Below are 25,521 nucleotides of genomic sequence, written 5' to 3'. Positions count from 1 at the left end.
TTATAATTTGTATGAATATAGTCCTGTTTATTCCGTAATCTGGAGAATTGCTCATCCCCTCAATCCGTACATAGGAATTAACAGAAGTACTCGGCCGGATGCTTCCTGAGTTCCAATTGCAAGCTCCCGAGCGGGCCGTACACCGAAACGCGAAATTTGCTGCTGCTACTCCTGTTCTCTTATTGCTAGTAATAGGCATCATTGCTGGTTCTTATTTTACCTTATGGTTTTTAATAATGATTTCATTTCTTTATATCGTTTATAGATACATAACATACAGCTATGCCAATACGAAATGGGAATTCACTGCAAATCTGTTCGTATTACGTAAAGCCGGCTTCAATCAGACAACCGTGTACCTTTTGCGTGAATCCATAGAATCCATAAGCATTAGACAATCATCCTGGCAGAAATTATTTCATATTTATCAGTTGAAAATGGAGATAGATTCGCCTGCGAACTTTCGGGAATATGTATGTCGGGGGTCACATATCCGGACTACGAGGAGATTTTGAGATGGTATAAGAATAAGAGTTGATTTAAAGGAGGTGAGTTACTCTTGAAGGTATACTTAAAAAAGGGCATGGATGGTCAAATCGAGAATCATAATTCTTATGCTGCTTATGATGGATTTAAACAAATGGGTTATGAAATAAGGTGTTTCCAAGACGTAAATGATATGTCTGATCATCATAGGGAAGATGTTATTGTCAGTTATATTAGTGATGTCAGAACCGTGCTCAATAGATACGATATTGTTGCACCAGAAATAGACTATCCAGAAGAGTTAACTTCATTTTTGGGGAGAAAAGTATGGAAATCAAGACTGAGCCTGATTGTTAATAATCCCGAAACATGGAATGTATTCATTAAGCCAGTTGAGGATAAAAAGTTTACCGGGGTTGTGGTTAAAAGCACAGCAGATTTAATAGGATGCGGAACAAATGGTGAAGATCCGGAGATACTATGCTCAGAAGTAGTCAAATTTGTAGCGGAGTGGAGATGCTTCGTGAGATACGGGAATATTCTAGATGTCCGCAGGTACAAGGGGGACTGGAAGTCGCAATTCGACTATCGAGTTATTGAAAATATTGTCCTGCAATATAAATCTGCTCCCCGAGGATATGCTGTAGACATTGGTGTAACCGATAAAGGAGAGACTCTATTAATTGAAGTGAACGATGGATATTCGTTGGGGCATTACGGGTTGTTCTCTTTGGACTATGCGAAGTTATTATCTGCAAGATGGTCAGAATTGACGGATACGACAGATGAATGTGTTTTTTAAGTCATATAAACATATTAAGAATTTAGAAATTCAAATGTCAATGCAAAATGTATTTGGATGGAGGATAAAAATGTCCGATCATAAATTAAAAAGTTATTTGAGGATTCATAAGTATTCTCAACCATCTGATATTGAAAAGGGGAAAATCAAAAAAGAAATCAATAATTATTTAAAATATACGAAAAAATCAAACCAATTGACAAAAAAGATGATCCGCAATCTGAATTATTATAATACAGAAGATGAGAATGATGAATTTATTGATGAATCTATTACTGAAGCAAACTTAATTGCAGAATCGGAAAATGGAAATGCCAAAACGCATAAAAATCGATTAAAGCAACTGAATAAATACGAGGAATTTGATTGATTCTAAGCATATTATCACATCTAGAACATACATAATCAGAATAACTGCGGATAGCCTAATAAGTTGTAGGAGGGTTAAAAAACCAATTTGATCGGAAAGGATCTTAATTGGTTTATTTTTTAACATGCATCGTATCCACAACCTCAAGAAATTCGACAACATTGGCGAAGATATGGATCTCCATCGGGACCATTGGGCTGATAAAGGCCATCGAGAGCTACGGGTTTTCAGTAGCAACAGGATATGCTATCGGTGAAGTAACTGATTGGGTTAAAGATATAGTGACCAAGAAAAAATAAATAATTATTTGAGGTGTTACAGTGTTAACATTTTTCAATTCATTTTCTTACAATGGTGTGCTAATATTCACTTTTGGATGTGGTACATGCTTGCTAGCCATATCTTATTATGCAAGCAGATTAAATAAAATGATGGGTTTTGCATTAATTTTATTTGGGGTAGCAATGATGGGAATAGGTACTGTTACAATTTTGAAAAAGTACAATTATGTTGATCCATCAAGTATGATTACAATAATACCAGCTTTTATAGCACTACTGAGTATCCCATTACTATCCCTATCCTCCTTAAAGTTGATAAAAAGAAAACCGGAATTGATGAGGATTTATAATCATGTAAAAATTAGCTTGATAATATTCACAATTTTTTTTGTTATGTTTATAATTCTCATTATTTTTGCATTCACTAAATGAAACTTTAACCACAAGCAGTAGTACAAATCAAGAATTTGTTACAGTAAGGTTAAAGGCCATCCCTTTCAGGATGGCCTTTCCTTTACACTTTTAACTCCCCTTACTTCCCGATCTCCAACAACCTCGCCACCATAGTAGCGAACTCTGCCCGGGTAATATCCTTTGCAGGCTTAAACGTACTGTCTTCGTAGCCGGTAATAATTTTATTCGATGCCAGTGCATCAATGGAATTATAATACCAGGCCTCTTTGTTAACATCTTTGAATGTTGTGTTGCCGGTACCTGTCAGCTTGAGAGCTCTGGTGATTAGTGTTGCTAATTCACTGCGGCTAATCTTGGCATTGGGGCGGAAGGTACCGTCGCTGTATCCGTTCATCAGGCCGGCACTGGTTGCTGCGCCGATATACTTATTGGCCCAATGTGCCCCAGATACATCGGTGAACGTACTTGCTTGTCCTTCAAGCCCCATGTGCGTTGTAATGACCTTAATGGCCTCGGCGCGGGTCAGACCTGAATCCGGACGGAAGGTGCCATCGGCATAACCTGTCAGTAATCCTTTGGAAATCAGCAGGTCAATGCTTGCCTTTGCCCAATGCTTCAGTGTATCTGTGAAGCTGACCACTTCCGGCTTAGGTGTTGGTGCTGTTGTTTCTGCTGGTGCTGGTGTAGCTGTAGGAGCCGGTGTAGCAGTAGGTGCTGGCTTAGGTGTTGGTGTTGCCGGTGGAGTTACGGTACCTCCTCCAGGACTTGGATTGCTTGGTTCATTATCTACTGGGTCTGGATCAGTAGGGTTTGAGACATATGGGAGTGCTGGTGCAAAAGCGGTAAGCAGTCTGGCCTGACTTTGCTGCTCAAGCGCATAACCCATACCTAGAACTTTGGCATCGTCCCACGCTCTGCCCACAAGCTGCATCGAGATCGAATAGCCGCTGTCGTTCGTTCCCACAGACACCACTACCGTAGGGAGACCCACATTAGATGTTAATACGCCCGTGTTGCGGTCCGAACTTAGCTGAGAGGCTGATGCGTCATTGTTATATACGTCACTGATGAAACCTGCATACACAATAGCATCCACGCCATTCTCGTCCATCCAGCCTTTGATCACTTCCTTGTAGTCCGTTCTATACTTGATGTAATCCTGTACAGCCTGTTCCGTCATCCGCGTAGGCGCGGTATACGATCTCTGATTATAGATAAGCACTTTATCTGAGGCAAGCACACTTGCTCCGTCCGCGTAAGGGAAGGCTTTGTGAAGCTCAATGTAGCGCGCCCAGCCTTCCGTTGATCCGTTAATGCCCGATGGACGGGTAGGGGCTGCTGGCATTTTTGACATTTCAACCATTTCCGCTCCCGCAGCTTGCAGTTCTGAGAACTTATTCTTTACGGCTAGTCCGGTATCATCATCTGCATAACTGGAGACAAAGGATTCGGGGATGAATCCGATTTTCTTTCCTCTCAAGGCCCCGGCATCCAGCGATTCCTTCCAGTTCTCCGGACGTTTATGATCTGCATCGGCAGTTACGGTGAAAATATCCTGCGGGTCCGTACCCGTTGTTGCGTTCAGCATAATAGCCAGGTCCGTTACGGTTTTGGCAATAGGCCCCGCATAGTCCTGTCCCCAAGTCAGCGGCAGCACACCGGTTGTACTCGCCATGCCGTCCGTTCCGCGGAAGCTTTTTAAGCTGGCGCCTGTCGTAGGGGCGTAGAGAGATACCCCTGTCTGCGATCCCATGGCGGCCGCTGCAAAATCAGCGGCAACCGATACGGCTGATCCACCGCTGGAGCCAAAAGAGGTTTTGGACGGATAGAGCGCATTCCAGGTCTGCATCCAGCCGCTTTCACTGAAGCTTCCGCTGTTCGCGAACTCCGAAGTATTCACTTTACCAATAATGACAGCGCCGGCTTCCCGCAGCTTATTCACCTGGAAGGCATCTGATTCTGGCCGCCAGCCTTCAAGTGCTTTACTGCCGCCTGTTGTCGGCATATCCTTGGTGTCATAGATGTCTTTGATCGCAATCGGAATTCCCAGCAGATCACCCTTAGCGCCTTGTGCACGGGCATCGTCAGCCGCTTTGGCCTGAGCCAGCGCAGTTTCGGATACATGCAGGAAGGCATGGAAGCCGAGTTGGCCCATATCGTACGCCTTGATCCGATCCAGATACGCTTGCGTAATTTGGACAGAAGTCGTTGTACCGCTAATCATATCCTGCTGCATCTGTGCAATGGATTTATTCACAACATCATAGGGGGAGGAAGTAACGAAGCTTTGCGCTGCAGGAGTCTCTGGAATGAACAGGTTATCTCCAGTATTAAGTCCCTCTATACCTGAGATATCCCAGTTACTGATGGAGCGGATCTGTGCAGGGGTTAAGCCGGACACATCCAGCTGCTGATTGAGTCCGTTAAGTGTGGCAACCAGATTGTTCAGCCCAGCTTCCCCAGCTTCTCCAACCTGTACATAATTCACCAGGGATTTCGACTGGCCCGGTTCAAGATTCAAGGTATTAATGAAGCCATAGAAATTCGCCTCATTACCGGACTTGGCCAGAGGTGTGGTGAATGGATTCTGCTGCTGATTCCCAAGAGCCGTTAATCCATTATTAAATGGATGTGGAGACCCGACTGCAACACCTAGAGGTTTATTGTTTCTGGCACTGCTATCGACCACAATCCATGAATCGTCTGTCGTTACCTCCAGATCATTGGAGTAGGTTGCCTTGACCACTGAAGCATTGGCCGCTGTGCCATACCCTAAGGAGCCGCCGAAGGATACATCTACTTTTACAGCCATATCATTCTTATTGGTAAAAGTATCAAAGAATCTAGTTCGATTATTGATAGTGTCCACATACACATCACGGGTAACGGTGACATTTCCCAGATTGACAGATTGAGAGGAAGTGAATCTATTAACACCATCGTACTTGAGGTCAAACCCGCGCATCATTTGTCCATTCATCAGGGAAGCTGCAGGCGAGGATACTTTCACAAAAATGTTGCCGAACCCTTGCACTTGGGTAGTACCAACGGTTCGCAAGCTTCCTGTGTCCAAGCTGGGAGCGAAAGCATCGTGAATCTCCCATACTGTACCACTGGATGAAGTAACTCGGGTTAAAGCATCGGCGGTTTGAAACGGAATGACTCCTGAAGCAATAACAGATAATGCAATGGAAGTAGCTATAACTTGCCTCTTGGTTCTACGCAGACGTTTTAACTTACTCATGTTGGCAATCTCCCTTTCCTCTATGTATATTATTAATTGTGTTATGAAATATAACATTGTATATTAATTCAGTCAATGAATAATATGAAATTGAACTATTTTTAGAGATTTTAACAAAGGGAAGTTGCTGTATATATTATAAATGATAATAAATATGATAAATTAGTGTTATGTTATTTAACATTTTAGGTTATGTATATATTCTGCTGATAGATTATGGAATGTGCTACAATATTTTAAATGGAATTTCACTTGTATAGGATGACACTCAAAGGAGATTTATGATGAAACGACTTCGCTGGAGCATTGCTGTTTATTTCTTGCTATTCTCGCGGAAATTGAACGCAAAACCGGCAATAGCGAGCTCGCGGTCAAGTATGCCAGGGAAGCAGTAGAGGCTTCGAGAGGTGTCCAGCGTTATGTGTTATATAAGGAGTATGAAAGAACGTTACCGCAAGCGGTTGAAGCATAGTTTGAAAAAAACGGGTATCATCCTCATTCAAGGATGATACCCGTTTCTGTTAGTTAGGATGCCAGTCTCACTGTCCCAAACACAGCCTGATCAGATCATCGACATGTGCGGTGGCCAGGCATTCTACGGTGTCGGCGGCGCCGTAATAGATTTTGACTTCGCCATCGTCCTCCAGGATCATGCCGCCGGGAAAGATGACATCATTGCGGAAGCCTCCGTCTACTTCGTAGGGGGCTTCAGGGGCGAGCAGCGGCGAGGCGCTCATCCCAAGGATTTTCTTTGGATTATGGAGATCAAGCAGCATAATGCCTGCTGTATACCGCTTCTTCCAGGACGGCTCCCAGCCGTTCTTGCCTCTGGCGGGATCAAGATCCACCGCATGGAAGGTGGTGAGCCAGCCCTTGTCAGTCTTAACGGGCGGTGCTGCCGGACCGATCTTGTCATTGGCGAACGGGACCTGCTCCACTGCAAGCAACAGATCCGAACGCCCCCAATAGACCAGATCCGGCGACTCCGCGATCCAGGTGTCGAACCGGTCCAAGCCTCCGCGGCTGTATACGGTGAACGGGCGTTCCAACCGCACATAGTTGCCGTTGATCTTCTCCGGGAACAGCACCATATTCCGCAGGTCCGGCGTAGACAAGCTCAAGATCTCAAAGGATTCGAAGTCATCCGTGACTGCGATTCCACCCCGGATACCATGCCGCGTATCTACAGCGAAGCACATGTAGCAGCGGCCGCCGATTACCGTCAGACGCGGATCGTAAGCGCGCACGAACTCTTCGTCATGCAGCTTGAACACCGGCTTCGGCCCGGCCGTCCAGTGGATTCCGTCTTCACTGAATGCGATACCGAGATCCGTTGTATGAGACGGCTCAAGGGTCTGCTTCTCAAGGGAGCCATAGTCATTGCGGAATACCATCACATACCGGCCGCCAAACTTAACCACTCCCGCGTTGAATACTAGTGCGGTGGGGTAAGGGACCCGCGCTGCATCCAGCACAGGGTTGGCCGGATGACGGCGGATGAGCGGACTTGATGCCAAAGCTCCTATGATGGGTGTATGGTTATCATTCATCGTTGATGATCCTCCTTGGATGTTGAACTGTGTGCTAGACAATGCTTCCGTAAGGTGCGAACGGATAGTCAATCGTAATACGTCCAGCCTGGCAGTCGCCAATCCCGCTGTACAGATCAGCCTTGCCATCCTCACGCATCACGATCCCTGAAGAGAAGACGCAGTCCGTCAAATACGGTGCCTTGGCAGGTCCGGGCGGGTAGCAGGAGCGGCTTCCAATCAGATGCAGGTTATGAGATTCCCGGGTCACGGGATCGAAGATGAAGGCCATGTTCAGATAGACCTTGATTTCCTGCCCGTTCTCCTCCTTATGCGAATAACAAATATGGCCGATGATTCCGATGTTGCCGCTGCTCAACAGGTAAGCCTGATTGACGCCTCCCCATTCACCTGTTCCGAAGATACCATGGATGTACGGGGCATTCTCAATAACGTCAGCAGTCAAATCCTCCAGCTTATCAATCACCGTGAAGCCGATCATGGATTCGCTGCCATATTGGCCCTTCACCTCGTTGCCCCGCGGACGTGAGAAGACGCCAATTCTGTCGTCCGCCAGAGCAACAAGGCGGATATCCTTCATTTTGTTAGGACCGGTAGTAAAGTAATACAAATTGTGGAGATCCGTCCCCCGGTAAAAATAACCGAAATACGTGCTGTATTTGCCGCTTTCATATTGCACATGCGTTCCGCCCAGTACTAGCTCATCACCTATTTCGCTGATATAAGGGTCCTCCAGCGTATAGATCATGCTGTTCTCCACCAGGGTCCACTCATCCTGGCCTGTTTCCTCGAACAGACGGACCCATGAGCGGGCCCATTCTTCCCGGCGTTCTACCCGGCCGAACAAGTAATGTTTTCCATCACGTTCAAAAGGAATCGAGATATTATAAACATCAAATCCATCCACATTTTTAAATTCCAGGGTTGCGCTTTCATAAATAGTTTTTGTTGCTTCAAACTCTTGTTTTTTCTGATGCAGGTTCAAAATTTTTTCACTCCTTTATTCTAGCAGCACTTTTTATTGAAGAGAAGCTTGATATTCCTTGAACTGCTTCTGATATTCGGCAACGACCTTGTCCAGACCTGCCTTCTTCATTTTATCCAGCGCTTCCGGGAAGGCCTTGTCGTAGTCCAGCACACCCATATAGATCGGAGTGATGCTGGCTGAAGCTTCCGAGAGAATATTGGTATATTCAGTTCTTACATTCGTCGGGTCAAAAATAAAGTTGGCTGCAATACTGTTGACCGCACTCGGATTAGGCTCGAATAAGACCTTATTATTCTCAGGAATACTGCTCTCCGGGTCAAAGCGCATAAAGTTCACATTGCCGTTCTGGGAATCAGAGCCTCTGTACCGCGGATTATTGTTGTTGTTCGGGTCTCTGATCGGCTTTAAGCCTTTGTCGCCATCTTTGGTGTAGTGCTCACCCTCGATGCCATATTGAACCAGGTCGTAGTTATCTTGGCTGGCCAGCATCCAATCCATAAATTTAACGGCGGCCTCCGGATGTTTACTGTTCGCCGGTACGGCATTTCCGTTCTTGAAGGAGAGGGGGCGAAGATATTCTTTATCCGGGTTAAACCATACTACGCCGATATCGTCCACCGTAGCATCCGGGTTGTACTTCTGGAGTCCGTTCAAGCTTCCGCCGGTTCCCAGGCGCACGAACCACTCTCCGCTGTCGAGCTGGGCCTCTACTTGCTCCTGCTTCATAACCAGGATATCAGGATTCGTAATTCCCTTGGTGTACAGCTCGTGCATGAAGGCGGCATCCTTCTTGAATTCGTCGGTTTCAATCCAGGATTTGACTTCTCCGTTCTGGTTGACATAGATGAACTTATCCTTAACGGTGAACGGGAAGGTGTCATAGGTCCGGTGCAGGATGGAGGTATGCAGATTAATCGGGTCAAAATCGGCCCGGGTGCCTAAGTAAGGCTTGTTCTTCCCCTTCCAGTTCTTCATCACCGTCTCCCAGGCGCTGATCAGCTCAGCCGGAGTTGTAGGCTCCTGCAAATTGTTCTCGCGGAGAATGTCGCGGCGGATATTGAACTGGCCTTCACTGGCCATTTCAACCCAGTAGGAGGGGACGATATAATATTTCCCGCCGATGGTGGCTCCATTGAAGATGTCCTCCGGAATATTCTTTTTCAGGTTGGCTCCGTACTTCTCAATCTCCTCTGAGATATCGGCCAGTGCACCCCGGGTATAATAGTTGGAAAAAGGAGTGCGGTCCTGCATGACATGAAACAGATCGAACTCTTCGCCGGTGGACAGCATCAGGTTCAGCTTCTGGTCCCAGGCATCCCAGGGGATGAAGATTTTCTCCACGGCAACGCCGACACCGTCTGCAGCCAGCTTCTCATTGACCTTCTCGAACACCTTCTGGTAGTCTTTCGGCTCGGTGCCGGGAACTACGTATTTGATCTTGACGACCTCAGAGTTATTAGCATTCTCTGCATTCGGGGATGAAGCATTGCTTTCTCCATTTGCGCCAGGGCTGGCATTATCCGCCTTGCCGCACCCGACCAGGGTGGACAGGGCAAGCACCACAGCTAACAGGGTTGCATAGGATTTTCTCATGAATAATACGGACCTCCTCTTATGTTGTCTTCTATATGTTAACCCCTAAGGGATGACATCAGCCTTTCACTGAACCGATCACGAGCCCTTTCACGAAGTACTTCTGTAAGTAAGGATAGAGGAAGATGATCGGCCCGATGGTTACGATGGCTGTCGCCATCTTGACCGACTCCGAAGGAAGCGTAACGTCGCTTGTTCCGGCCAGCATGGCCATATCGTTCAGCATACTGATCTCCGATTGCATCTGCAGCAGCATGAATTGCAGCGGGTACAAGTCTTTCGAGTCGATCAGCATGATCGCATTCCACCAATTGTTCCAATAATCCAGTCCATAGAAGAGGGCGATGGTCGCCAGTACCGGTTTACATAACGGAAGATAGATCTTGAAAGCAATGACAATATCACTGGCCCCGTCTATGGTGGCGGATTCCCGCAGCGAGTCAGGAATGCCGTTCATGAAATTGCGCACCAGGAAGAGGTTGAACGGGCTGAACAGCAGGGACGGAATAATCAGAGCGAGAATATTATCGGTTAAGCCGAGCGCCCGGTTCATCAGATACCAGGGCACAATGCCGGCGGAGAAAATCATGGTGATAAAAAAGTACAGGGCCAGCAGATTGCGGTGCCTCACATTTTTGTTCGCCAGGGTGTAGCCTGCCATAGAAGTAATCAGCAGGGCCAGCGTGGTACCGACGAGAGTGACAAAGATCGAAATGCCATAGCTCTGAATGACCTGGGAGCCGCTCGTGAAGATCAGCTTATAGGCATACAGAGAGAATTTCTCCGGAAACAGGCTATAGCCGTTCTTAAGAATGGCATCCTCATCCGTGATCGAGATCATCAGCACAAGCAGCATCGGAAGCAGGCACAGCGCCGAATAGACCGCAGTCAGTGTGTACATGACCGTCTTGCTGATTGAGAACTTTTTCATTAAAACTCCTCCTTCCCGGATTTAATATAATGCGCCGTCTTTAAAGTACTTGCGGGTAATGGCATTGGTACCAAAGACAAGGATGAATCCGATAACGGACTGGAACAGTCCTACGGCCATGGCTTCGGAAGGGTCGCCGATCTGGCGCAAGGAACGGAATACATACGTATCAATAATATCCGTGGTCGAATACAGTGTGCCGTTGTCCCCGATGAGTGCATAGATCATCCCGAAATCGCCATACATAATTTTGCCGACTGAGAGCATGGTCAGGATAATAACCGTTGGCATCATTAGCGGAAGTGTTATCCTAAAACACATTTGCAGGCGGTTCGCCCCGTCAATCTCTGCGGCTTCATACAACGTCTCGTCAATGCCGGTAATGGTTGCCAAGTAGATGATAGCGCTCATACCGGCGCCTTTCCACACATGCATGATGGTCAGAATCGCCGGCCAGGACTGGGCATCGGTATACCAGTTCACGGAGTCCATTCCGAATTGGTTCAGGATTCTATTAATCACGCCCATATCCATGGAGAAAAGCGCATACAGAACATAGCTGATGACGATCCATGAGATGAAATTCGGGAATAACATCAGCGACTGGCTGATCTTCACAAATAGCTTCTTGCGCAGCTCGTTCAGCACCAATGAAATAGCCAGCGCCATCAGGGTACCAAAAATAATAAACAGTAAATTAAGGTAAATGGTATTAAAGGTAACTGTAAGCGCTTTATTGGAACGGAAGAAAAACTCAAAGTTTTTGAACCCCACCCATTCGCTATGGAAGATTCCCTTTGTATAATTGAAGCGCTGGAAAGCAATGACCAGATAAGGATAGGTCATATACCCGAAAATAAATGTGTATGCCATGGCCGGCAAAACTAACAAATAGGATGTGCCATTCCTGCGGATGTCAGACAGTATGCTCAATCCTGGCCGCCGTTTTTTCTTCAATTCCTGTTCCCCCCTATTTGTTATAAATGACTGTTGCCATGATTTCAGCTTAGCCATAGCCGCAGCAAGTGTCTATTTCGAAACCCGGCAAACGCTTTCGAATTAGCTGACAAGGCTTTCAAAAAAACGGAATGGCTTTCATTTTCCCCTGATTCAGTACCTTTTCGGCCGTAAATGGTCTATATTTAGAAATGATAACGGGCAGCAAGGGGAGGAATTCAGCATGCGGACAACCATCAAGCGGCTTGTTCGATACAAGGCCTTTCAAAAACTCACAATCTCATATTTCCTTCTCGTTCTGCTAACTGTAAGCCTGCTCTCCAGTGTACTCTTCTCCTTGTTCTCCAGAAGCACCATCAAGGAGATCGAACGCAATTCCCGGGCGATGTTATCCCAGATTACTTACGCCTCCGATGTCGTCTATAACCAGGTCATGACGATCGGAAATACACTGCTGATTCAACCGGAGATCCTTACCTTTCTGGATGAGACGGTGGAGGACAAGGTAAGCAATTATCATATTTTTCAGCAGATCGAACAAATTGCCAATTTGAACCCTTATATCCATAGTATCGGAATCCACCGGCCTTCTACAGGAACAACAATCGATACAGCCGGGCTTCCGTTCGACGCATCGCTCACTGCGCTCAGCGCGAAGCAGTACATGGAATTCAATCCGCGCAGCCTGAAGGTTGCAAGCCGTAATAGCGGCAGACCCTTACAGTTCCTGACCTTCTTGCTGTACCCGAATTTCGCATACCAGACCACAGGTAGTCCGCTGATCTATATCAATGTGGAGGAGCAGTCGATTCTGGCGACCATCCGCAAGATCGGCAAAGCGGACGCCGCTAATAATGTCTTCGTGATTAATAATGAAGGTAAAGTGCTGTCTCACACCGATTCCAATCTGTTCCTGGATGATCTATCCGGGGAGGAGTATGTGCGGACGATATTAATTGAGAACCAACCGGAGAACAGCTTCACCACGACGATCGCAAACCAAAAGAATTTGGTCACTTATGTAAAATCAGAGGAACTGGACTGGTATTTTGTAAGCGTTTCACCGTACTCCGAGCTCATCTCTGACATTGACAGGCTACGGAGCATTACGCTGCTGGTCACAGCCGGTATTGTACTTGCAGGCCTGTTGCTCTCTATCCTGTTGACCTCGAACATGAACAGACCCTTAACGGCACTACTGGAAAAAGTGATGCCAAATCCGGTCAAACCGGCATCCGGCTTGGCACTGATTGATGAGTACAAGATGATGAACGAGGTGTTCCAATCCTATCATGAACGTGAGAAATCGATGCAGTTCGTCATCAACCATTCTTCCCGGACGGTTCGTGAGCATTATCTTCATGCCTTGCTGCGTGGTCATTCTCTGGAGAATTCGGTCTCAAGCGAAATTATTAAGGAGATCGGCGAGGAGGTTGCGGGGCCGTTCTTTGGCGTGCTGGTGTTCAAGATTAATGAGCTTGAGCCTGCAGGAGAGAGGATGGAAGGGAAACAGCAGGCCTTGCTACGCTTCGCGCTTGGGAATATCGCCAAAGAGCTGCTGGAGCATAACGGCCCCTGTGATGTTCTCATTATGGGAGGAAACGAAGCGGCCGCCATCCTTCAATACACGAAAAATCAGCTCCCGGAGGAGCTGAAGCCTGCCTTGCGTGATGTTCAAAGCTTCCTGAACCGTTACTTCAAGGTGACAGTATCTATTGGTATAGGAGATATAGCCTTTGGCAAGGGAAATATTCCGTCCTCGTATACTTCCGCGCAGCAGTATGTGAAATACCGCTTAATCTATGGAAAGGAAGCGATTCTGGATGCAGCGGCGACAAGGCACCATGTGTTGACGGCCTTAAGCTATCCCGGCGCCTGCGAGAAGAAGCTGATTGATGCCGTGCAGCAGGGCAAGCCGGAGCCTATTATTAGCGCCACCCAAGAATTTATCGATACCATATCCGGCGGTTCGGTTCATCAGATCATTACCTTTAGCACTCAGCTCATGTTGTCTTTGCTGAAACGTTTCGATTATTTACAGCATGTGCCGGATTCTAACTTCAATGATTACCTGCAGGCGGTAACCGAGATTGAAGGTGCTGAGGATTTGGCGGAGATCCGCAACCTGTTTGGCCGCTATTGCTCCACGATCTGCAAGTTAATTGAAGACAAAAATCACTGGATGAATGCTAAGAAGCATAATAGTCTCATTGAAAAAGTACAGAATTATGTCCATGAACATTATGCCGAGCCTAATATTTCCCTCGATCTGGTGTCCAAAATCGCCGGACTGTCACCCAGCTATTTGGGCAAGCTGTTCAAAGGAGCAACCGGGCAATCCTTCAGTGAATACCTGAACAACACCCGGCTGGACAAAGCCAGGGAGTTACTTGCTGCTACACCTGACACGGCGGCCAAGATCAGTGAAGCGGTCGGGATCTACAACATCACTTACTTCTCCACCCTGTTCAAGAAAAAGTACGGGCTGACCCCTTCGGCCTTCCGTGAGCAGGAGGCGATGAAAGGCGCCGCAGGTGATGAGGAGTGATCATTTCCCGCTTAAGGCTGCTCCGCATATCTCCACCAGGCAAAGGTTCCGGCGATTCCGATAATCCCGGTATAGGCAAGTATGATGATACTACTTAGCTGCAGCGAACCGGTGCTTTGAAATACCGAGGGGATGGTCCATGGGAAATAAGGCGCGAATCCGAAGGAGGCCAATACATTGGACAGAATGACGATGATCAGGATAAGCCCAAGGGGGGCCAGGTAGCCCTTGGTCACATTAGCCAAAAGAATGCTTGGCGCGGTCACAAAGATGTACAGCAGTGAGGTGATCAGGAATTTAATGAACAAGCTCCAAATGAAAGCGGCGGACCCGCCTGCAACGCCGAGGATGGCCCCTACGGCAAGACCTACGGCAAACATATAGATGGAAAGTAACAGACACCATGCTAAAATGACCAGGAATTTGGACAATACAATTTTCGCTCTGGAAATGGGCTTGGCCAGTAAATCTTTGATGGTCCGGTCCGAAAATTCCCGTCCGAATACCCATGCGGCTACAAAGGTGTATCCGATCAGTCCCAGCGGGGCAAGTGTCTCCAGCAATCCGTTTAAATACGCTTCCCAGTTGACACCGTCACTGGATAATACATTTCCGACGCCCATCATGATGGGCCCGAAGCCTAGAACCAGAAACATAATCCAGAACACATTCGAGCGGATAATCTTGCGTAGCTCACAATGTAACACCGATAGAATATTCATTATTTAATCCCCCTGTTAACCCCGATGGTGCGGAGAAAATAGCCTTCCAGATCCTCTGTAACTACCCGGAGTGACGTTGGCGGCTGATTGCAGGTAACAAGCAGTTCGGCCAGCCGTTCAGGATGATCTGCCGCATGTTCATTGGTTAGTTTAATAGAGCCGTCCGGGGTATCCACAAAGTCATAGCCATGCTCTTCCAGCACCTTCTTTAAGGCAGGTTTGTTCCGGCCGTTCACGACCAGGCTTTTCTCTAAGGACTGCTCCAGCTTATCCATTGCGACTTCTTGCACCAGCTGGCCGCCGTGGATAATGCCAATCCGTGTGGACACCTTCGAGAGCTCCTCTAACAGATGGCTGGATATAAAAACAGTGATGCCGAAATTGTGCGCCAGATTGTATAACATATTCCGTATCTCCGCCACGCCTGCGGGATCAAGGCCGTTGATCGGCTCGTCCAGGATTAGAATTTCCGGGTTGTGAATCATCGCTTTGGCAAGTCCCAGGCGCTGCTTGTTCCCCAGTGAGAGATGCTTTGCTTTTTTATTTTTGTGCGGTTCCAGCCCCAGCTTATAGATCACCTGATGTACGGCATCCGGGTCCGGCAAGCCTTGCATACGCCGTGCGATATCCAGATTCTCCGTTACCGTCAGATCCGGATAAAAGGTAGCCTCCTCCAAATATCCGACGTTACTCCATAATTTAGAGTTTCCAGCATCGACCTTCTCACCTAACATATAGAGCTTGCCGGAAGTAGGCTTAATCATCGCCAGGAGCATCTTGATCGTCGTTGTCTTCCCGGCGCCGTTAAGTCCCAGGAATCCGTAGATCTCTCCCCGGCTGACCTCCAGCGAAAGATTGTTTAATATGGTATAATCGCCAAAGCTTTTGTGCACTCCGTCAATTTGTATAGCGGGCGTGCTGCCGATTCTTTTCTTGGATAAAATACTCATTCTTCCTCAAACCTCCTGCTTGGTTCCAGTGATTGTTGCATCCTTCTACAACGTATTGTCACATCCAAACATGAAGCTTTATTAAAAGAAAAATAAATTGATCTGAAGAAAATATAAAAAACTATAAAGGCAGGCTGAATCTAATCCCGAGACCGCCGTATTCGGAGGAGTAGGCCACAATCTCGCCCCCGTGATGCTCAATAATCGATTTACAGCTGGCCAGCCCCAGGCCAAGTCCGCCCTTCCGGATCTGCCGCGACGGGTCCACCGTGAAGAATTTGAGGAACAGCGAAGACATATCCTTATCCGGCACGCCAATGCCATTATCCTCAATCTGAAAATAAGCATGATGCTCCCGCAGGTATCCGGTCATATACACCTTCAGCTCATTCTTTCCACCATATCGTACGGCATTGCTGAAGAGGTTGCCGAACACCCGGCGGAGCATCGGTTCATTGACCGTCAGCCAAATGCTGTCCGTGAAGGAATGGCGGCATGTCAGTTCAATATCAAGTCCCGCCAGCTCGTATTCGTATTCAAAAGCAATCTCTTCAAACAATTTTGTCGCTTTTACAGGTGTAGCTGTCATGGATTCGAGCTCCAGTTTTTCTTTGGTGAAGCTGGAGAAATCATTAAGGAGCTCAACCATAAAGGCTGACTTTCGCTGAATCAATTCATAAAATTCCTGCTTTTCAGCTTCGGGTAAGTCCCTATGTGTAGCCAGAAGTTCAGTGAAGCCGTTAATTGAGGTGAGGGGTGTCTTCAAATCGTGGGCGATGGCGGCAAGCATATCGGTCTGTTCTCTGTGGGCGAGCTGAAGCCGATGCTCCATTTTATTGAAATGCTTATAGAGCTCTCCGATCTCATCCTTACGCTTCAAAGCCAGCGGAGGCAAGGGATGGACCACATTGACTTCCCCCAGCCGGGCATTCAGACGCCGGATAGGCTTCTCAATATAATAATGAATATAGATGATCAGAATGAAAAATATACAGCCCGCGATGGCGAAGATGGGTAGCAGTAATACTATATATGGTGAATCCAGTAAGGTGGTACGTATAGGGGAATATACCGCAAAGACAAACTTCAAATACAAACCAATAGAGAACATCAGAATCAGCAGCATCAGCAGGAATAGCAGGGGAAGCTTTATTTTCAGTTTCATCCTATTGCTCTCTTTCCGTGTATTTATAGCCTATGCCCCAAATGGTTTTGATGAAGTTATGCTCAGGACCCAGTTTCTTGCGGATATTCTTGATATGAACCGTTACAGTATTGATCTCTCCGTATTCGTCTCCCCAGACATTCTCATAGATCTGCTCACGGCTGAGTACCTGGTTAGGGTGACGCATCAGGATAGACAGAATCTGAAATTCCTTCGCGGATAAGTCGAGCTTCCGGCTGTACAGGAAGGCTTCATACGTTTTGTCATTCAAAATGAGCGGAGCATCAGCCGTGTCTTTGGCGGGAATAAGCTCGCCCCACTCTTTATGCAGCCTGTCCACTTTACGGAAATGAGCCTTGATCCTGGAGGCCAGCTCCTGAATACTGAACGGCTTGGTCATGTAATCATCTGCGCCGATTTCCAGACCGATAATTTTATCGATGTCCTGATCCCGCGCACTTAATAACAGAATGGGAACATTATAAGAGGACCGGATCGTTCTGCAGACATCCAGTCCATTCATATCAGGCATCACTATATCCAGAACAATGAAATCAATGGGGTGATCATCCACCGCTGATAGGGCTTCCCGCCCGGAACTGGCCGTGATGACGGCGAATTGCTCATATCTTAGCGTCTTGGTGATGAGTTTCACGATTTCTTCATCATCGTCTACAACTAATATCGTTTTTGACATTGGACTACCTCCCGGGCACTAACCATTCTGAGGTTAATCATAATTGCTTGACCTTGTTGTTGCAATTCTTGGAGAAATGCCTGCTAACAACACCCACCAGCAGCGGCAAGAGCAGCATGCCAAATAACCGGGCCGGATAAGAGATACTCTTGTCCGGCCCGGTTATTTACTGCCTAGTAGTTAGTTTAGGGATTCTTGCGTTCCTTCTTCTCTTCCGAATCTGGTGCAAGGCCGGGAGCTGCTACTTCCGGGTCATTCCCCAGCACGGCGCCTACGATCTCATCCAGCTTGTCTGTTTCCGATTGACCGTCTGCCGGACTGGATTCGCCCTCCGGAATCGGGTGGACACCTGCGGTGCGTCCGTCGAGCGGAGCTTTATCATCATCCTTCATCTGTAAGTCTCCCTTCTATGTGCAGGTTCTGTCTTAGGATGTGTCTGCAATAACCGTTCTATGTAACGATAACCGCAGCGGAGGATGATGAACCATAAGGCTGGTTAGGAGTGGTGGACCACTTCCATACTCTTTTCCAGGGCAGTCTTATAATAGTGGCATTTATGGTCTATGACTTCCATCGTTTTTCTTAATTCCTCCATCTGCGCTTCTACGGAAGCCTTTCGCTCCAGGAACATGTCGTATCGGCGCTGCAGGGTGGAATCTCCTTCGGAGCACCATTCAATGAAATGCTTAATCTCTTTGATGGGCATCCCGGAGGCCTTCAGGCATTCAATGATCCGCAGGGCCTCCATGTCGGAGGGCTTGAATACGCGTTTGCCGCTGGGAGTTCTCTCTATAGAAGGGAGCAGGCCCTCTTTGTCATAATAACGAAGGGTATGCGGGGTCATGTTGAAATGCGCTGCGGCTTCACTTATGGAATAGGTCTTCATCTTATATCTCCTGTCCTGAATATTTCGGGCTTGACTTAGAGTTAACTTTAAGGAATATCATAGGCTTTGTAAAGCTTAAGGCAAGATGTCTACTATTCTATTGAAAAGAGGTCTCATTATGATACAAGTTAACGCACGCGCTGCATTCAGCCAGGAAGGCCCGTTCAAGCTGACTACGATCGAACGCCGGGAGTTACTGCCGCAGGATGTTCTGATCGAGATTAAATATGCCGGGATTTGCCATTCCGATATTCATACCGCCCGCGGAGAATGGGGACCGGTGAAATATCCGCTGGTTCCGGGGCATGAGATTGCCGGGATTGTCAGCCAGATCGGTTCTGGAGTGACGAAATATGCTGTTGGCGACCGTGTAGGGGTAGGCTGTATGGTGGATTCCTGCGGCGAATGCAGCAGCTGCCAACAAGGTGAGGAGCAATATTGCCTGGAGGGGAACACAGGAACATATGGAGCGACTGACCGCCACGGACACTATACACAAGGCGGATATTCCACACATATCGTTGTCACTGAAGACTTCGTGGTGCGGATTCCCGACAGCCTTCCACTTGACGCTGCTGCACCTCTATTGTGTGCCGGAATCACCACTTATTCACCACTGCGCCACTGGGGAGCTGCTCCCGGCAAAAAGGTAGCTGTAGTGGGTCTCGGCGGCCTGGGGCATATGGCAGTCAAAATTGCTCATGCCATGGGGGCTGAGGTTACGGTGTTATCCCAATCCCTGAAGAAAAAGGAAGACGGCCTGCAATTGGGCGCAGATCATTATTATGCGACCAGTGATGCGGAGACATTCAAGCAGCTAGCCGGTTCCTTCGATCTGATCATTAATACGGTCAGTGCGCAGGTGAATATCAATGCTTTCCTGTCACTCCTGGCGCTGGACGGAACCCTGGTGAATGTTGGTGCGCCTGCTGATCCCTTAGCTGTTAACGCCTTCTCGCTGATCGGCCACCGCCGCTCCTTTGCCGGTTCGATGATTGGGGGAATCCGCGAGACGCAGGAGATGCTTGATTTCTGCGCAGAACATCAGATTGCTTCCGAGATTGAAGTGATTTCGGCTGACCAGATTGACGAAGCCTGGGAGCGTGTGCTGGCCTCGGATGTGCGTTACCGCTTTGTAATTGATATCAGCACGATGGGGAAGGCATAAGTTTTTAGAGGAGTAAGATCTTTAATCTATATTGTTTGAAAAATAGCCTGCGGGAATGGAACTACTCCATTCCCGCAGGCTATTAGTAATTCTGCCTAGCTTCTCCTACGAGAAGCTGTATAACCGTACCCCGTGTGCAGGCACGGTAGTTTGCAGCACACCGCCGCTAAGCTCAGCAGGCGTCTGGCTCCACAGCTCCGTACCTGCGGCCACGCCGCCGAGGCCGATCTCTTCGAGGCTCAGGTCGACCGGCAGCGGACTGTTGCCAATGTTGAAGACGGCTGCATACCGGGTGCCGTCGTCATGAGCTGCGGTCCAGACGATCAGCTCATCGCGGTACAGGGCTTCCCTGGCGCCATGGCTCTCGCGCTGCATCCGCAGCACCTCGCGGTTGGTGAGCAGGGACAGGGTCCAGTCGTCATTGTCCCGCAGCTCGCCGCCGAAGATCAGCGGCGAACGGAAAATACTCCACAGCGACATCATCGTCAGCTGCTCGTCCCGGGTGAAGCGGGTCCAGCGGTCATCCCCGCCGCCGTCGACGGAGCGGACGCCGATGTGGCCGAGCGGCAGCATATCACAATCCGGCCAGGAGCCGGCCTGCGGGACGCCCTGCCAGCTGCGGCAGCGGCTGAACATGTCCAGCAGCAGCTCCCAGCGGTCCCAGAAGTCATCCGTGATGCGCCACATGTTGGCATGCCCGGTGAAATGTTGTGCGTATTCTACCGGAGCAGGGCCGGGTGAGAGACTTAGTACCATCGGGCGGCCGCAGTTCTCGATAGCCTGGGAGATCAGGTCAATCTCCGGCTGATGGGTATCGTACAGTCTGGAGGCGGCGATGTCATCCACCTTGACCAGATCGACGCCCCACTGGGCGTACAGTTCAAAGAGTGAATTGTAGTAGGCCTGAGCGCCTTCCTTAGATGCATCGACACCGTACATATCTGTATTCCACGGACAGATGGAGTTCGTGTGCGCGATCTCGCGGGCAGTTGCCTCCGTCCCCAGAATAGCGGTTCCCGCATGGGCGGCCTGACGCGGAATGCCGCGCATAATATGAATACCGAACTTCAGTCCCAGGCTGTGGACATAGTCTGCTAGCGGCTTGAAGCCCTGTCCGCCCGCTGCCGAAGGGAAGCGGTTCTCGGCAGGCATCAGCCGGGAGTATTCATCCATGATTAGAGGGACGAAGGGACGATACAGAGAGGACACGGCACCAGGCTCATACCACTGGATGTCAACGGTGATATAGCTCCAGCCGAAGTCTTTAAGATGCTCGGCCATATATTCCGCATTGCCGCGGATTTCCGCTTCTGTTACGGCTGCGCCGTAGCAATCCCAGCTGTTCCAGCCCAGCGGGGGGACAGGTGCTGCAAGCTTATGATTCATTGTATAATCTCCTTGTCAGATGGATTATTGCTCTTCATAAGTCCATCATAATCAAGGATAAATCCAATATCTATAGTAATCTTATAAGCCGAATAGCACTATATTGCGCTTAGTCAAAAAAGAGCTGGCGGTAAGTCAGGCTCTCGCCCCCGCTGCGGAAATCGCCCGGTGTCAGTCCGGTCAGGCTGCGGAACGCCTTGATAAAGTAGCTTCCGCTGGAGTAGCCGATCTGCTGGGCAATGGCTTCAATACTTAAGCTCGTCCCCCGGAGCAGCTCCATCGCCTTCTCCGTGCGGACCCGGGTCAGATAAGCGCCGGGCGTATGGCCGGTGCTGGCCGAGAAGCGGCGGATGAGATGATACTTGGACAGGGAGACATGCTCCGACAGCTGGTCGATGCTGATCATCTGCGAGTAATGCTGCTCAATGAATGCAGCGGCGCGCTTGATATTCTCTGACCAGTTGTCCCTGTCGCGCAGCGTAGCTGCCTGCATGCGGGTCAATTCGGTCATGAATTGGTAGACGCTGGACGAGGCGATCAGCGGATCGGAGATTCTGCCCGCTCCGGCATCCATTACCATCATCCGCGCCAGCCGGACAGGGGCACAATCTGCGGGCAGCCGGGGCACCTCGCCCGCTTCGCGCAGGAATCTGCGCCAGTGGGGCAGGATCAGGCTTGGACGCAGCAGGAGGAACAGGAACTCCCAGGGCTCTGCCGCATCCGGCGGATAATAATACCGGTGCGGCCCCGGGATTTCCGCCAGCAGAGCCTGTCCGGCCCGGACCCGGTAGGTCCGGTTCTCTGACTCGAACACGCCCTCACCGGAGAGGGTGTACTGGAACAGCAGCAGCGGGCCGTCGCTGCGCTCCATACCGTCCCAGCGGTAAGCGGGATCGGAGACGGAATCATAACCGGCGGCGAACAATACGCACAGCTGCAGCTCCTTATCTTCGGCAAAGCGAAAGCCATAGGTTCCTCTGGGGATGTCCATGGAGATCCTCCTTTTTTCAAAATATAGAATGTATATGTTACCACTTGACAAGTACTTATTATCTTAGCACACCAACCTAAGCAGCTATATGAAAAGCACTGCTAAACAATCTTCATTGCCAAGATAAAGCACCTTTGCTACTGTTACGAATAGAAACGAAAGAAGGAAGGTTATGGAATGTCCCAGATGCAAACGTACAAACCGGCAGCTCATCATGTCAGAATTATCGGGCGCACCCACTGGATGGGGGAGGTGCTGTGGCTGGCGCTCTCCGGCGGCGGGGTGGAATTCTCTTTCTACGGCCGGGCGGCCCGGATCACTCTGCAAGGCGATGATATTGCTGCAACCGGCAACAATCTGGCCCGGATCGGGATCAGCGTTAACGGCCGGCGGGTGATAGACGATCAGGTGGATCAGCCGCGCAAAACCTATACAGTGTTCGAAAGCGACACCGCGCAAGAGGTTACTGTAAGAATTACGAAGCTGTCTGAAGCGGCCATGTCAACGGTTGGAATAAGCGAGATTGAGGTGGAAGCCGAGGGCGGAATTATGCCGACTCCATCTCCGCAGCATACGATTGAATTCATCGGCGATTCCATTACCTGCGGGTATGGTGTGGATGATGAAGAGGCGCTACATACTTTTTCTACGGCTACAGAAGATGTGACAAAGGCCTATGCTTACCTGAGCGCAGAGCAGCTTGGTGCGGATTACAGTATGGTGTGTTACAGCGGATACGGCATTATTACCGGGTATACAGAAAATGATCAGAAGCTGACCACACATCTTCTGCCCGATTATTACGAGAGGGTAGGCAAGTCTGAAGGGAGGTTCGGCGGCAGCCTGCTGCCTCAGGAGACACCTTGGGATTTCAGCAGATTCACGCCGGAGCTGATCGTCATTAATCTGGGGACCAACGACGATTCGTACACCAAGGAGGACTCCGCCAAGCAGGCGGATTATGCAGAGAACTATGTCTCTTTTCTCCAAAAGGTCAGACGGAATAATCCCGATTCCACCATTCTATGTACGCTCGGGATCATGGGAGACAGGCTGTATCCTGTCCTAGAGCAAGCGGTTGGCCGCTATACCAAGGAAACCGGCGACAGCAGGATCTCAGTGATGAAGTTCGAGGTACAGCGCGAAGAGGACGGCTACGCCGTTGACTTCCATCCCTCCCAGCTGACCCACCGCAAAGCAGCAGACAGATTAACGTCCGAGATCCGTAGGCTGATGAAGTGGTGATCGCCGATCACCGGTGAATCCCCTTCTCACGCACAAACCTCTCCAGCACCCCGAACTCCTCCGTCACCTTGGGGAAGGGCAGCGCGGCAAGGACCTGCTCCCGGTACGGGTTGCGGGCTCCTGCCGACAGGCGGGAATCCAGAATGCTGAGCACGCCGAGGTCTGTCTCGCTGCGGATTAGACGCCCGGTGCCTTGCCGCAGGCGGAGCAGCATGTCCGGCACGTAGACCTCCATAAGCGGATTCGCCGCCTGCGCAGCCTTGTATTCGTAGACGGGATCGGCCGGAACCGGGAACGGCAGCCGGAAGACGATCAGATGCGACAGATCCGCCCCCTCGATATTCACGCCTTCCCAGAACACACCGGTACTCAGCAGCACGCCCTTACTCGCCCGGAACTCAGTGATCACCCCGTCCTGGGAGGAGCCTTCCCGCTGCATATGCAGCGCCCAGTTTAGCTTCTCCGCACTCAGCTTCTTGTGAATGTACTTCATATCCTCTTTGGCCGAAAAAAGCACCAGCGTCCGCCCGTCCGTTACATTGCATAGCCGCAGCAGCTCCTTATACGCCGCTTCCAGATAAGCTTCGCGGTTGTTGTGGTTATAGTAAGGAACGTCCTTGGCAATATACATCATCGTATGGTGGTCATAATCGAACGGTGAAGCCTGACGCTCCATATACTCCCCCCTGTAGCCCAGTGAACGGGACAGATAAGCGTACTGCTCCGCAAGCGTATCACCGGACTGGCTGAGGGTTGCGGAGGTCAGGATGACAGAGGTCTTGCCGCTAAATAGACTGTATTTCAGGAATTGGCTGATCCCCTTGGGGCAGATGCTGACGGCAGCTTCTCCCCGGGGCTGGCTGGCCCAGAGCAGATAGTTGTCCTCTGTCCCGGCAAGCACCTGGAAGAGGTCAATCATTCCGTTAACCGCTTCGAAGGTATTGTCGATCTCCCGCTCATGCCGGGAAGTCAGGACCGAGAGACTGAGGCGGAACTCCTGCAGAATCTGCACAGCTTGCTCTAGCGGGACTCCTGTAATCGCCGATACTTTAATCCGGTCAGTGTCCTGCTTGGCCGTATGCAGCAGGTCTGCTTCTATCTGTCTGAACAGCTCTTTGGCGCAGCGCCGGACGAACTGGAAGGACTTCATCAGGCTGCGGTCTGCGGATTGCTTGTACAGCAGCTGCATGGCATCCTCCAGCACCCGTGAGGTCCCCCGGAAGGTGAATTCCAGTGTCTGGGCATCCCGGACCTTGGCCTCCAGATTATGCGCTTCATCTATAATGATCAGCGCAGGCCGCTCGGTGATCAGGCCCTTGGTTCCTTCTTTTTTCCTAATGAGGTCACGGATCAGCAGGTCCTGGTTCACGATGATGATATCCATCTCGCCCGGGCCGGCGTTGATCTTGGCCCGCATGTCATAGAAGGCGCAGGTATGCTTGTAGTGGCAGTGCTCGAACTTGCAATCCGTCACACACACGTTAGACCACAAGGCATCACTGACCCCGCCCTTCAGATCTGCCCGTTCGTTGATTTCTGCATTCAGGATACCTTCTGCGAGTACAGTGAGCGGGGAACCGGGCTTCCCGGAGGGGAACAGGTCCGCTGCCCGGTACCGGCAGGCATATTGCCCCATGCCCTTGCCGACTACAGAGCGGACCATCGAGAAGCCGAGCCGGCTGCCGATGAACCGCAGATCCTTATGGATCTGTTCGGAGAGCTGGATGGACGAGGTGGCGATAATGACCGGCTGCCGGGAGAGCTGGTTAATGAGCAGGCCGGGAATCAGGTAGGCGAAGGATTTGCCGATGCCGACTCCGGCTTCAATCATTGCATTTCGGCCATGGATATAAGCGTCGGCAATATCCAGCGACATATCCTGCTGGCCGAGCCGTTCGGTGAGACCGAGCCGTTTGAACCGGTCATACATGCGGAAGATGGCATTGACCAGAGCAGGCTCGGCGTCTTTGGCCGGCTCCTTCTTCTGTAATTTGTAGAGATCATTTAACCAGCTGATGACGACCGCCCCTTTTCTGTATCAATGTTAGTCTTATCCTGCATGGATTACGGCAGAGGTTGTTATTATCTTAGATGGCGGGCGAACAGTCAAGGGTTAAGGCTGAATTTGTATTCTAGATTCTGGAAGT

General features: G+C 49.6%; 21 protein-coding genes. 6 read left to right on the top strand and 15 right to left on the bottom strand.

Annotated elements, in window-relative coordinates:
* The first annotated feature begins 98 nt into the window (after positions 1-98).
* The 3 genes from C162_RS37540 to C162_RS02845 all read left to right on the top strand — a co-directional run bounded on the left by C162_RS37540 (position 99) and on the right by C162_RS02845 (position 1,658).
* Positions 99-515 carry a PH domain-containing protein gene (locus tag C162_RS37540; protein WP_036691070.1) on the top strand — a complete coding sequence of 139 codons (417 nt, stop codon included), beginning with the start codon at positions 99-101 and terminating at the stop codon, positions 513-515.
* A gap of 44 nt (positions 516-559) precedes the next feature.
* Positions 560-1,288 (top strand): ATP-grasp domain-containing protein, encoded by a 729-nt coding sequence (locus C162_RS02850; RefSeq protein WP_036691068.1) that lies wholly within the window; start codon positions 560-562, stop codon positions 1,286-1,288.
* Between the two features lie 70 nt (positions 1,289-1,358).
* Positions 1,359-1,658, top strand: a complete 300-nt coding sequence (locus C162_RS02845) for a hypothetical protein (RefSeq protein WP_036691067.1) — start codon at positions 1,359-1,361, stop codon at positions 1,656-1,658.
* A gap of 813 nt (positions 1,659-2,471) precedes the next feature.
* Here C162_RS02845 and C162_RS02835 read toward each other — a convergent pair.
* From C162_RS02835 to C162_RS02810, 6 genes are all read right to left on the bottom strand, one after another.
* Entirely contained in the window at positions 2,472-5,597 is a 3,126-nt protein-coding gene (locus C162_RS02835; RefSeq protein WP_084648789.1) for an amidase family protein, read from the bottom strand.
* Between the two features lie 539 nt (positions 5,598-6,136).
* Positions 6,137-7,147 carry a glycoside hydrolase family 130 protein gene (locus C162_RS02830; RefSeq protein WP_036691064.1) on the bottom strand — a complete coding sequence of 337 codons (1,011 nt, stop codon included), beginning with the start codon at positions 7,145-7,147 and terminating at the stop codon, positions 6,137-6,139.
* Between the two features lie 34 nt (positions 7,148-7,181).
* Entirely contained in the window at positions 7,182-8,132 is a 951-nt protein-coding gene (locus C162_RS02825; RefSeq protein WP_036691062.1) for an MTP-1 family protein, read from the bottom strand.
* Between the two features lie 33 nt (positions 8,133-8,165).
* Entirely contained in the window at positions 8,166-9,728 is a 1,563-nt protein-coding gene (locus C162_RS02820; protein ID WP_051493173.1) for an extracellular solute-binding protein, read from the bottom strand.
* Positions 9,729-9,786: 58 nt separating this feature from the next.
* On the bottom strand, positions 9,787-10,659 hold the full coding sequence (locus tag C162_RS02815; RefSeq protein WP_051493172.1) for a carbohydrate ABC transporter permease: 873 nt from the start codon (positions 10,657-10,659) through the stop codon (positions 9,787-9,789).
* A 21-nt stretch (positions 10,660-10,680) separates the two neighbouring features.
* On the bottom strand, positions 10,681-11,616 hold the full coding sequence (locus tag C162_RS02810; protein WP_036691061.1) for an ABC transporter permease: 936 nt from the start codon (positions 11,614-11,616) through the stop codon (positions 10,681-10,683).
* 223 nt (positions 11,617-11,839) lie between these two features.
* Between C162_RS02810 and C162_RS02805 the strand changes: the two genes are divergently transcribed.
* Positions 11,840-14,164 carry a helix-turn-helix domain-containing protein gene (locus C162_RS02805; protein WP_036691058.1) on the top strand — a complete coding sequence of 775 codons (2,325 nt, stop codon included), beginning with the start codon at positions 11,840-11,842 and terminating at the stop codon, positions 14,162-14,164.
* Between the two features lie 11 nt (positions 14,165-14,175).
* On the opposite strand, the gene C162_RS02800 is transcribed toward C162_RS02805, so the two are convergent.
* The 6 genes from C162_RS02800 to C162_RS02775 form a co-directional block, all read right to left on the bottom strand.
* The gene (locus C162_RS02800) at positions 14,176-14,886 is read right to left on the bottom strand and encodes an ABC transporter permease (RefSeq protein ID WP_036691056.1); all 711 of its coding nucleotides are present in this window, start codon (positions 14,884-14,886) and stop codon (positions 14,176-14,178) included.
* Positions 14,886-15,836, bottom strand: coding sequence for an ABC transporter ATP-binding protein (locus C162_RS02795; RefSeq protein WP_036691054.1), 951 nt, complete (start codon positions 15,834-15,836; stop codon positions 14,886-14,888). The genes C162_RS02800 and C162_RS02795 overlap by 1 nt, the downstream gene beginning before the upstream one ends.
* A 121-nt stretch (positions 15,837-15,957) precedes the next feature.
* The gene (locus C162_RS02790) at positions 15,958-17,001 is read right to left on the bottom strand and encodes a HAMP domain-containing sensor histidine kinase (RefSeq protein WP_036691052.1); all 1,044 of its coding nucleotides are present in this window, start codon (positions 16,999-17,001) and stop codon (positions 15,958-15,960) included.
* Position 17,002: 1 nt separating this feature from the next.
* Complete coding sequence (locus tag C162_RS02785; RefSeq protein ID WP_036691051.1) at positions 17,003-17,698, bottom strand: response regulator transcription factor; 696 nt, start codon at positions 17,696-17,698, stop codon at positions 17,003-17,005.
* Positions 17,699-17,883: 185 nt separating this feature from the next.
* Complete coding sequence (locus C162_RS02780; RefSeq protein WP_036691048.1) at positions 17,884-18,090, bottom strand: hypothetical protein; 207 nt, start codon at positions 18,088-18,090, stop codon at positions 17,884-17,886.
* A gap of 104 nt (positions 18,091-18,194) precedes the next feature.
* Positions 18,195-18,584, bottom strand: a complete 390-nt coding sequence (locus C162_RS02775; protein WP_036691045.1) for a MerR family transcriptional regulator — start codon at positions 18,582-18,584, stop codon at positions 18,195-18,197.
* Positions 18,585-18,702: 118 nt separating this feature from the next.
* Here C162_RS02775 and C162_RS02770 point away from each other — a divergent pair, with 118 nt between their 5' ends.
* Positions 18,703-19,752, top strand: a complete 1,050-nt coding sequence (locus tag C162_RS02770) for an NAD(P)-dependent alcohol dehydrogenase (protein WP_036691043.1) — start codon at positions 18,703-18,705, stop codon at positions 19,750-19,752.
* Between the two features lie 105 nt (positions 19,753-19,857).
* On the opposite strand, the gene C162_RS02765 is transcribed toward C162_RS02770, so the two are convergent.
* Together C162_RS02765 and C162_RS02760 are read right to left on the bottom strand one after the other, a co-directional pair.
* The gene (locus tag C162_RS02765; protein ID WP_036691040.1) at positions 19,858-21,138 is read right to left on the bottom strand and encodes a glycoside hydrolase family 27 protein; all 1,281 of its coding nucleotides are present in this window, start codon (positions 21,136-21,138) and stop codon (positions 19,858-19,860) included.
* Positions 21,139-21,247: 109 nt separating this feature from the next.
* Complete coding sequence (locus tag C162_RS02760) at positions 21,248-22,129, bottom strand: helix-turn-helix domain-containing protein (protein WP_036691037.1); 882 nt, start codon at positions 22,127-22,129, stop codon at positions 21,248-21,250.
* 177 nt (positions 22,130-22,306) lie between these two features.
* On the opposite strand from C162_RS02760, the gene C162_RS02755 reads away from it, so the two are divergent.
* Positions 22,307-23,374, top strand: a complete 1,068-nt coding sequence (locus C162_RS02755) for an SGNH/GDSL hydrolase family protein (protein WP_051493171.1) — start codon at positions 22,307-22,309, stop codon at positions 23,372-23,374.
* 7 nt (positions 23,375-23,381) lie between these two features.
* On the opposite strand, the gene C162_RS02750 is transcribed toward C162_RS02755, so the two are convergent.
* Positions 23,382-25,304 carry an ATP-dependent DNA helicase gene (locus C162_RS02750; RefSeq protein WP_235218335.1) on the bottom strand — a complete coding sequence of 641 codons (1,923 nt, stop codon included), beginning with the start codon at positions 25,302-25,304 and terminating at the stop codon, positions 23,382-23,384.
* Positions 25,305-25,521: the final 217 nt, after the last annotated feature.

Source organism: Paenibacillus sp. FSL R7-269 (genome assembly GCF_000517865.1).
Classification (GTDB): domain Bacteria; phylum Bacillota; class Bacilli; order Paenibacillales; family Paenibacillaceae; genus Paenibacillus_AQ.
Note: the sequence above shows the minus strand (reverse complement) of the source record. Positions and strands in the feature narration are given on the sequence as shown.